Origin of the sequence: Burkholderia sp. Bp8986 (genome assembly GCF_003854225.1) — a bacterium.
Taxonomy (GTDB): domain Bacteria; phylum Pseudomonadota; class Gammaproteobacteria; order Burkholderiales; family Burkholderiaceae; genus Burkholderia.
The window spans coordinates 1-9,141 of the sequence record NZ_QTQM01000084.1 but is presented as its reverse complement, the minus strand read 5'-3'; the positions used below and the strand labels follow the sequence as shown (position 1 = coordinate 9,141).

The 9,141-nt window shown below is 64.5% G+C and carries 6 protein-coding genes and 1 pseudogene; 5 read left to right on the top strand and 2 right to left on the bottom strand.

Going from position 1 to position 9,141, the window contains the following annotated elements; all coding sequences use genetic code 11:
* The first annotated feature begins 119 nt into the window (after window positions 1-119).
* The 5 genes from pgi (at window position 120) to DID99_RS35350 (ending at window position 6,675) form a co-directional block, all read left to right on the top strand.
* Entirely contained in the window at window positions 120-1,718 is a 1,599-nt protein-coding gene (pgi, locus tag DID99_RS35370; protein ID WP_124668617.1) for a glucose-6-phosphate isomerase, read from the top strand.
* 16 nt (window positions 1,719-1,734) lie between these two features.
* Window positions 1,735-2,667, top strand: a complete 933-nt coding sequence (locus tag DID99_RS35365; protein WP_124668616.1) for a carbohydrate kinase — start codon at window positions 1,735-1,737, stop codon at window positions 2,665-2,667.
* Window positions 2,664-4,136 carry a glucose-6-phosphate dehydrogenase gene (gene zwf / locus DID99_RS35360; RefSeq protein ID WP_124571993.1) on the top strand — a complete coding sequence of 491 codons (1,473 nt, stop codon included), beginning with the start codon at window positions 2,664-2,666 and terminating at the stop codon, window positions 4,134-4,136. Before DID99_RS35365 ends, zwf begins: the two co-directional genes overlap by 4 nt.
* A 62-nt stretch (window positions 4,137-4,198) precedes the next feature.
* On the top strand, window positions 4,199-5,230 hold the full coding sequence (locus DID99_RS35355; RefSeq protein ID WP_124668619.1) for a hypothetical protein: 1,032 nt from the start codon (window positions 4,199-4,201) through the stop codon (window positions 5,228-5,230).
* A gap of 341 nt (window positions 5,231-5,571) precedes the next feature.
* Entirely contained in the window at window positions 5,572-6,675 is a 1,104-nt protein-coding gene (locus DID99_RS35350) for a porin (protein ID WP_124668615.1), read from the top strand.
* A 248-nt stretch (window positions 6,676-6,923) separates the two neighbouring features.
* Here DID99_RS35350 and DID99_RS35345 read toward each other — a convergent pair.
* Both DID99_RS35345 and DID99_RS35340 read right to left on the bottom strand, forming a co-directional pair.
* Window positions 6,924-7,118, bottom strand: a pseudogene (locus DID99_RS35345) (MFS transporter); the annotation flags it as partial.
* 146 nt (window positions 7,119-7,264) lie between these two features.
* Window positions 7,265-8,590 (bottom strand): DNA alkylation repair protein, encoded by a 1,326-nt coding sequence (locus tag DID99_RS35340; protein WP_311767512.1) that lies wholly within the window; start codon window positions 8,588-8,590, stop codon window positions 7,265-7,267.
* Window positions 8,591-9,141 lie beyond the last annotated feature (551 nt).

The window sequence follows — 9,141 nt, the reverse complement described above, 5'->3', positions numbered from 1 at the left end:
AGCCGGCCAACCCGATGATCCTGATCGAGCCGACGCTCGTCACGCGCGACAACGTGAAGGCTTACAAAGGCTGGAGCTCGCACTGACCCGTCCCAACGCATCCCAGGCCTGACACGACCATGACCTCACTGACCCAAACGCGCGCGTGGCGCGCGCTCGCCAGCCATCGGGACGCGTTGTCCGGCGTCTCGATTCGCGCACGATTCGACCGCGACCCGGCACGCGCATCGCGCTTCAGCCTCGAGGCGGCCAGGCTTTTCGTCGATTACTCGAAGAACCCCGTCGACGACGAAACCATCGCCCTGCTGGTCGCCCTCGCCCAGGAGGCGGGCGTCGATGCGTATCGCAACGCGATGTTCGCCGGCGAGCGCATCAACCGCACGGAGAACCGCGCGGTGCTGCACGTCGCGCTGCGCGACCGTTCGGGTACGCCGCGTATCGTCGACGACGTCGACGTGTCGCGGCAGGTCAGCGACGTGCTGGCCCGGATGCGGCGTTTCTCCCACGCGGTTCGCTCGGGTGAATGGCGCGGCCACACGGGCCGCGAGATCACCGACGTCGTCAACATCGGCATCGGCGGCTCGGACCTGGGGCCGAAGATGGTGTGCGAGGCGCTCAAGCCTTACGCGCACGAACGGTTGACGATGCATTTCGTCTCGAACGTGGATGCAGCCGACATCGCCGAAGTGCTCAAGCGCGTGAACCCGGAGACGACGCTGTTCATCGTGTCGTCGAAAACGTTCACGACCCGCGAGACGCTCCTGAACGCCCATACCGCCCGCGCCTGGCTGCTCGACAGCGGCGCGCCGGACGCGGCGATCGCCCGCCACTTCGTCGCCGTTTCCACGAATGCCACGGCCGTTGCGGCATTCGGCATCGATACCGGCAACATGTTCGCGTTCTGGGACTGGGTGGGCGGACGCTACTCGTTGTGGTCCGCCATCGGGTTGCCGATCGCGATCATGGCAGGCATGGACGCGTTCGAGCAACTGCTCGACGGCGCGCACGCGATGGACCGTCACTTCGCGCAAGCGCCGCTGGCCCACAACCTGCCCGTCCTGCTCGCCCTGATCGGCATCTGGCATCAGAACTTCCTCGGTACGACGAGCCAGCTGATCGCGCCATACGACAACTATCTGCACCGGTTGCCCGCATACCTGCAGCAGCTCGACATGGAAAGCAACGGCAAATCGGTGACGCTCGGCGGCGAGCGCGTCGATTACGCGACCGGCCCGGTCATCTGGGGCGAACCGGGCACGAACGGGCAACACGCGTTCTTCCAGCTCCTGCACCAGGGCACCGCGATCATCCCGACCGACTTCATCGTGTGCATGCGGCCGCATCACGCGTTCGATCATCACCATGCCGTCCTCGTCGCAAACTGTTTCGCGCAGTCGGAGGCATTGATGAACGGATCGCGCTCGACGACCGAACCACATCGCAATTTCGAAGGCGACCGGCCCACGAACACGATCTGCCTGGACACGCTCGATCCGGCATCCCTCGGCGCGCTGATCGCGTTGTACGAACACAAGGTATTCGTGCAAGGCGTGGTATGGCGAATCAATTCGTTCGATCAATGGGGCGTCGAACTCGGCAAAAAGCTCGCGGTTGCGATCGAGGACGAATTGCTCACCCCCGCGCAGATTGACTCGCACGACGGCTCGACCAACCAACTGATCAACCGCTTCAAGACGCGGCGCCACGCTGCGGCCTGATCTCCCGAATCCCATCATGAAGCTACCGCGACTGGTCATCTTCGGCGAAGCCCTGACCGATTTCATTCGAGACGACACGAACCGCTGGCACAGCGTTGCCGGCGGCGCATGCTGGAACGTCGCACGCGTCGGCGCGCGCCTCGGCACGCCGACCGGCTTTGCCGGTGCCGTGAGCGCCGACATATTCGGCGACGAGCTCATGCGAAAGAGCGCCGAAGCCGGCCTCGACATGCGCTTCACGCAGCAGGTCGACCGCCCGCCGCTGCTTGCGATGGTGGTCGAAACGCGGCCGCCGAAATATTTCTTCATCGGCGAGAATAGCGCCGACCTCGCGTTCGATCCCGCCGCGTTGCCTTCGGACTGGCTCGACGCCGCCGAAATCATTCATTTCGGCTGTCTCGGCCTGGTGCGCGAGCCCCTCGCCTCGCGTCTGATCGACATTGCGCTCGCGGCGCGCGCCGCCGGCAAGCGGATTTCGTTCGATCCCAACTTTCGCGCGCCGATGGCCGACCCGTCGTACCGCGACACCTTGCGCACGATGATCGGTCTCTCGGACTACATCAAGGTGTCCGACGAGGATCTCGCCGGTCTGTTCCCGGAATTCGACGAGGCAGCCGCACTCGCGCAAATCCGTGCGTGGGCGCCGCAGGCAGCGGTGCTCGTCACGCGCGGCGCGGCCGGCATGGAACTCTTCGCCGGTCATGAAACGCTGGTTCAGCCGGGCTTCAAGGTCACGGTCGCCGACACGGTCGGGTGCGGCGACGCGTGCGTCGGCAGCTGGATGGCGAGCCTGCTGACGCGCCCGGACGCCCCCGCGACGGAACATCTTCGGTTCGCCGCCGCCTGTGCGGCGCTCGTCGCGTCGCACGCCGGCGCCTATGCGCCGACGGCGGCCGAAGTACATGCGCTGATCGAATCGGCCAACGCAGCCACGAGCGAAACTCCATGAATGCGCACCTCCCGTTCTCCGATACCCAGGCTCCGTTCGAATTCGTGCTGTTCGGCGGCACCGGCGATCTCGCAATGCGCAAGATCCTGCCGGCGCTCTACTCCGCTCACCGCGATGGCCTGCTCGCCCCCGCGGGACGCATCATCGCGGTTGCGCAGAACGAACTCGATACCGCCGGCTACCTCGACTGGGTCGACGTGTCGGTGCGACCGCATCTGACGCAGGCCCGGTTCGATGAAAGCGCATGGCGCGGCTTTCGCGAGCGGCTCTCGTACGTGGCGCTCGACGCAAGCCAGGCCGGCACGTTCTCGCGTCTGGCCGACGCGCTCTCGCCGGCGTCGTCGCGCCAGATCTTCTATCTGGCGACCGGGCCATCGCTGTTCGTGCCGATTTGCCGCGCGCTCGCGCAGGCTGGGCTCGCTCCGCCGACCTCGCGAATCGTGCTCGAAAAACCGTTGGGCTACGATCTCGCGTCGTCGACGGCGATCAACGATGCGGTCGGCCAGATTTTTTCCGAAGAGCAGATCTACCGGATCGATCATTACCTCGGCAAGGAAGCCGTGCAGAACCTGTTCGCGCTGCGATTCGCCAACGTGATGTTCGAGCCTCTGTGGCGCCGCGAATGGATCGACAACATTCAGATCACGGTTGCCGAGGAACTCGGCGTCGGCGGGCGCGGCGGATTTTACGACCAGACCGGCGCGCTGCGCGACATGGTGCAGAACCATCTGCTGCAGTTGCTTGCGATCGTCGCCATGGAACCGCCTCAGTCGATGGAAGCCGACGCCGTGCGCGACGAGAAGCTGCGCGTGCTGCGCGCGCTCAAGCCGCTCACCGAGGAAGCCTTGCATCAGAGCGTCGTGCGCGGACAGTATCGCGCGGGGGTGGTCCGCGGAGAGTCGGTACCGGGTTACCTCGACGAATCCGGGATCCGGGCCGACAGTCCGACCGAGACGTTCGTCGCGCTCAAGGCCGAGGTCGAGAACTGGCGCTGGGCCGGCGTGCCGTTCTTTCTGCGCACCGGCAAGCGGCTGGCGCGACGCGTGGCTGAAATCGTCGTCACGTTCAAGCGCCCGCCGCATTCGACGCTCGGTCCGACGGCGCTGCTGGCAGGCTCGAACCGGTTGACGATCCAGCTGCAACCGGACGAATCGATTCGCCTGAGCACGCTCGCGAAGCGGCCGGGGCTCGGCATGACCCTGCAAGGCGTCTACCTCGATCTCGCGTTCGACCGCTTCTTTCGGCAAGACCGGATGGAGGCGTATCAGCGCCTGTTGCTCGACGTGATCGCCGGCCGGCTCGCGCTGTTCGTGCGTCGCGACGAGCAGGAAGCCGCATGGCGCTGGGTCGCGCCGATTCTCGACCTGAAAGCGGCGCCCAAACCCTATTCGGCCGGAAACTGGGGGCCTGCACAGGCCAGCGCATTGCTGGCGAGATACGGCACCTGCTGGAGCGAGGAAGAGAACTGATCCGCTCCGGCATACCTCTTCCTATCGTGGAAGCGTTTTCTCCGACTACACCTGACGAAGCAATGGATACAGTCTGGCATCTCAAATGGGCGCACGGCGCGTTCGATCTCCATGCAGCAGGAGGTATGCTCGGCGGCGTTGCATTACAGCAAGGCGGCCGCACGATCCGTCCGTTTTACGAAGCGCCGTGGCTCGGCCAAGCCGAGCCGCAACCCGCCGGGCTGCTGGGCGTCATGCGAAGCGAATTCCCGTGCGTGCCATTCGGTGTTCCCTACTCTCCCGACCGACTGCCCCCCGGCTGGCGGAAGGCCGCCGCAACGCCGATCGTCCCGGATGACGTCGCACTCGACACCAGCGACGACCTTCAGCATGGCTACGGCTGTACCGGCGTGTGGTCACTCGTGAGGCAAACCGCGCACGAGATCGAAATTGAAATCGAATACCCCGAGACCTCGTCGATCGCACGACTGACTCGCATCGTGCGCGCCGACCCGGCTCGCGCTGCCTTCGACATCGTTCTCCGTATCGAAGCGCGCAAGTCGGCTCGCTGCCCCATCGGTCTGCACCCGAATCTCGCGCTGCCGACGCTCACCGGCGCGTTTCGAATCGAGCCCGGCACGTACCGTTTCGGCATGGTGCACCCGGCAGGTCCGGAACCGCGCGTATCGAGCGCGCTGGCCGGCGCGACGTTCGAATCACTCGAGCGCGTACCGCTCGGCGAGGGCGGCTTCGGTGCATTCGACCACCTACCGCTCGCGCAGCCTACGGAAGAAATCCTGCAGCTCTGCGGAATCGACGGTTCCGTCACGATGACCGACGCCGTCGCCGGCGCACGCTATCGCCTGACCTGGGATGCAGATGCGCTGCCGTCGCTGCTGTTGTGGATCAGCAACCGCGGACGTGCGTATGCGCCGTGGAACGGCCGCAACCTCTGCGTGGGCATCGAGCCGGTCGCGAGCGCATTCGAGCTTGGCCGTGCGGCATCGCTCGCGCCCAATCCGATCAATTCCCGCGGCGTCCGGACGGCACTTGCATTGAACCGTGACACGCCAACTGAAATCGCCTACCGATTCGAGGTGCTCGCCGCACGTTAGGCGTGCATCGTGGATCGGACCGATCGCGCTGCAGATCGTCGGCAAGGGACCCCGGGCAAGCCCGGCTTCATGAGCGTCAGACGGATTTCATATATGAATAGTTGTACTACGTGACTCGCCCGTAGTTTCGTCCCACATCAATACCGACCAAGGAGACCTTTTCGTCCAGTTTGCCCGGCTGGACATGCCGCAAGCAAAGAACATCTCACTTTCCCTGTTGATACGCGATCCGTTTTTCACGACAGATAATTTCGTTTTCCTTAATTTATTCAATAAAAGAACTGACCGGGTCTGTTGTGCCGCAGTCACACGTTTTCTTTCTGACAGGTTTGGAGCCAATTATGAAAAAAGCAATACTCACCGCCACGTTGATGTCCGCAGGCATCGTCGCCCACGCACAAAGCAGTGTCACGCTCTACGGCCGCCTCGACGCCGGCATCGAGTACCTGAGCGGCATTGCCAACGGCAACGGCGGCACGACGAGCCGCTGGCGTGCCGAAAGCGGCGACTGGGGCACCAGCCTGTGGGGCTTGAAGGGCTCCGAGGATCTCGGCGGTGGAAACAAGGCGGTCTTCCACCTCGAAGGCTCGTTCAATGCGATGAACGGCAGCCTCGGCGGCACCGGGTCCATCTGGGATCGCTGGGCAACGGTCGGTTTTTCCAACGACGCTTACGGCACGCTGCTGCTCGGCCGCGAGCTCTCGATTTCGAACGGGTTGTGGGACTTCGATCCGCTCGGCCAGACGTCCTGGTCGTCCGGTTCGCTCGTGCGCGGGCGCAACTGGAACAAGACGAGCAACAACATTTCGTACCAGTCGCCGAGCTTCTACGGTTTCGACGTGTACGGCCAGTATTCGCTGTCGAACGCCACCAGCTGGAATGGTAACGGCACGACCGCACAAGGTCGTGCCGACGGCCTGCAACTGACCTACACGAATCCGTACTTCCAGGTGCGCGGCATCTACGACGAGGCGCGCGACGTCAACGGCAAGTTCTCGGACGTGTTCAACTATTCCCGAGAGTACTTCGCGGGCGTGAACGTATTCCTCGGCCAGTTCAAGCTGCAGGCGGCCTATCAGGCCTCGCACGCGAACGGCGCGCCGACCGCCAACAACGGGATTACGTCGACGCAGCAGGTCTGGGGCGGCGTCACGTGGCAGGCGACGCCGGCTGCGGCCTTGACCGGTGCCGTCTATCACGTCAACGCAAACCATGGCGGCGGCAACGCCAACATCTATACGGTTGGCGGCACGTACAACATCTCGAAGCGCACGCTCTTCGACATGCAGATTGCTACCGTTCGCAACAGCAAGAACGCGAACTTCGGCCTGGAGTCGAACGCGGCGGGTGCCGGCGGCCCGATCGCCGGCGGCGGCTACAACGACAATCCGACGCCCGGGCATAGCCAGACGGGTGTCTATGCGGGCATCCAGCATTTGTTCTGATTCGATCTCGCTCGCGGGTTGGAAGCGCCATGCAATGCCGCTGCTAGCCCGTGTCCGGGTGCGATGCGCCGTCAGGCCATCGCACCGCACGCATCGACAGAATGCCAGGCCTGGAATCGATCCGAATGCGCGCCGGGCCAGCCGCCCGGACGCATGACGACACCCGCCGTGGCGACGCGGCAATCAGCCACGCAAGCGAAACGGAATTCACGGGCAGGCCGGGAATGGCATGACGAGGGGAAGCACGTTCACGACGACGTGGCCGACAGATCGCCCGGCTTGCCGCACACGCCGCTCAGCGAGCGCGCATGGCCGAGCCAGAGCACGAGCGAGCCCGTCGACACGGCGTCCGGCACGACGAATGCGGTCGAACAACCGAAGTGCTGCGCGAGCACGCCGCCCAGCGCCGGACTGAGCGCCGCGCCGATACCCTGCGCGGTAAGGCACTTGACCTTGAATCGTGCCTCCACCGTGAGCCAGTACCCGCAAGGTTCTCCAATTCGGCCCCGTCAAACCGGAATTTGCGCCACCCGCCCGAACACTCGATAGGCTCTAAAAAGCAGACGCGATACGCTCCGGGCAAGGCCACTTACACGACAAGCTCGAAGAACGATTGCGCGACGACCTGGCCGTTGACGATCAGTTCGACCTCGTGCCGGCCCGCATAGTGCCGGCGCGTAGTGAAATCGCGGATCGCCCGGTTGTGCCTCAGCGTGGCGCGCCCGCCGGGTTCGAGAATCAGCCCCTTCAGCTTGAACACCTTCGGCGAGGCCTCGCCATTTTGCTTCACGTACGCGATCCGGTAATCGACGACGAGCCGCTGCGCGACGTCGACCGTGGAATGCAACTCGCAGTCGAGCGTGATCGACTCGCCGAGCGCCACCTGCGCGGGCATCACGCCGAACGGGCCGACGGCGATGCGCGGCGCGCTTTCGGCGCCGAGTATCGCGAGCGCTCGCGCATCGCCCTGCTTCACGAGCGTGCGCAGCGCATGCCGGACGATCCAGCGCGTATGCGGATGATCGTCGCCCCATCGTTCGGCGCAATCGAGCACCCAGGCCGGATGCGATTTCGCCACATCGTTCAGGTGATTCGCGACCGAGCGGCGCACGTATGCGCTCGGGTCCGCGCGAAGCGTGTCGAGGATCCGTGCCGCGAGCGCCGGGTCGGCCTCGATCTCGCGCAGACGGAACGACCACGGCAGGCGCGGGCGGCTTCCCTCACTGGCGAGCCGGCGCACGGCATCGTCCGCATCATGCGACCAGGCCTCCATCGTCGCGAGCGCGCGCGCCGTATCGATGCGCAGGAATTCGCGCACCCCGAATTCCGACGTGCCGAACAGCGTGAAGCATCTCAGCGCGTCCATCGAACGATCGAACGCGTGCCGACCGTACTGCCCGACATAGTCGGGCGCAATGAGCGACACGAATCCGCGGCCCAATCGTGGCGCCGCCTCCTGCAGCAGCGCCAGCACGGCGTCGTATCCGCCGGGCAATGAACGCGCCGCCGCGTCGATCGCGACGCTGGCGCGCCTCACACGCTCCATCAGCGTCAGGTCGCCAAGGCCGTCAAGCGCCGTCGCCAGAAATGCCTCCCGGTCGAACGCAGGTTCGATCGCATGCAGCACGTCGGACAGCGTGCGGAATCGCTGCTCGCCCAGCGAGTCTTTCAGCAGGACGGGAACTTGAGTGGTGGTCATGACGGAAGGGAGACGCGGTGCGCCACAGATCGATGGATACGAAAGCGCACAGTATCGCCGAAGCCCATGCCATTTCCTGTCAGTAGACCGTGACCGGCCGGAACACGCTCGCGCGGGACGCAGCCGACTCGTGCTCATCGGCGCACTGGGTTTCACGCTCGACGGCATCGCGCGGCTATTGGCGATGACCGCGCGTCGGTCGTCGAGCGCGCCCACGTCTTGCCGAACGGCTTGTCGCGTTGCTTGCCACTGACACTGACACGAACAGACCAGATTTTCCCGCCGGCCGGCCCCACGCGCAGGGACGGTCCACGCCGTCCGACAGGAAAGACCGCTTTCCGGTCGCCTTCGCAGCCTCGATTTGCCTGACCGTCAACGGACTCGTGATCGTCCTCCATCGATATCGTGCCCCGATCGGCCCACGCCTCCCGAGCAGTGCCGCCCCCACACCACGAACCCTGAAAAACACGAAAAAGTTGCGGTTCGGAGAGGATTTCGGCGGCAGTGGTCGGATCATCCATTTCCGGAAAACCCTTCTCAGACGGGGCTCTGACGGATTTGAGCGGCCCCGGCCGGATCACCCGGAAATCACAATTCATTTAACTTTGAATCGTGCCTGCGCTGTGAGCCAATACCCGTAAGGCTTTCCGCTCCGCCCCCGTAAAACAAAATTTGCGTTTTCCCGCCCGAACTGTTGATTTCCACCGAATCTTGACCCACCGTTTTCATCTAAATCTGACCCACCCCGAGACAGCGTAGTACATCTA

Excerpts from the sequence above, each read along its gene's own strand:
- DID99_RS35355 (WP_124668619.1), top strand. The coding sequence starts at position 4,199 with ATGGATACAGTCTGGCATCTCAAATGGGCGCACGGCGCGTTCGATCTC.
- DID99_RS35365 (WP_124668616.1), top strand. The coding sequence starts at position 1,735 with ATGAAGCTACCGCGACTGGTCATCTTCGGCGAAGCCCTGACCGATTTC.
- zwf (WP_124571993.1), top strand. The coding sequence starts at position 2,664 with ATGAATGCGCACCTCCCGTTCTCCGATACCCAGGCTCCGTTCGAATTC.
- DID99_RS35350 (WP_124668615.1), top strand. The coding sequence starts at position 5,572 with ATGAAAAAAGCAATACTCACCGCCACGTTGATGTCCGCAGGCATCGTC.
- pgi (WP_124668617.1), top strand. The coding sequence starts at position 120 with ATGACCTCACTGACCCAAACGCGCGCGTGGCGCGCGCTCGCCAGCCAT.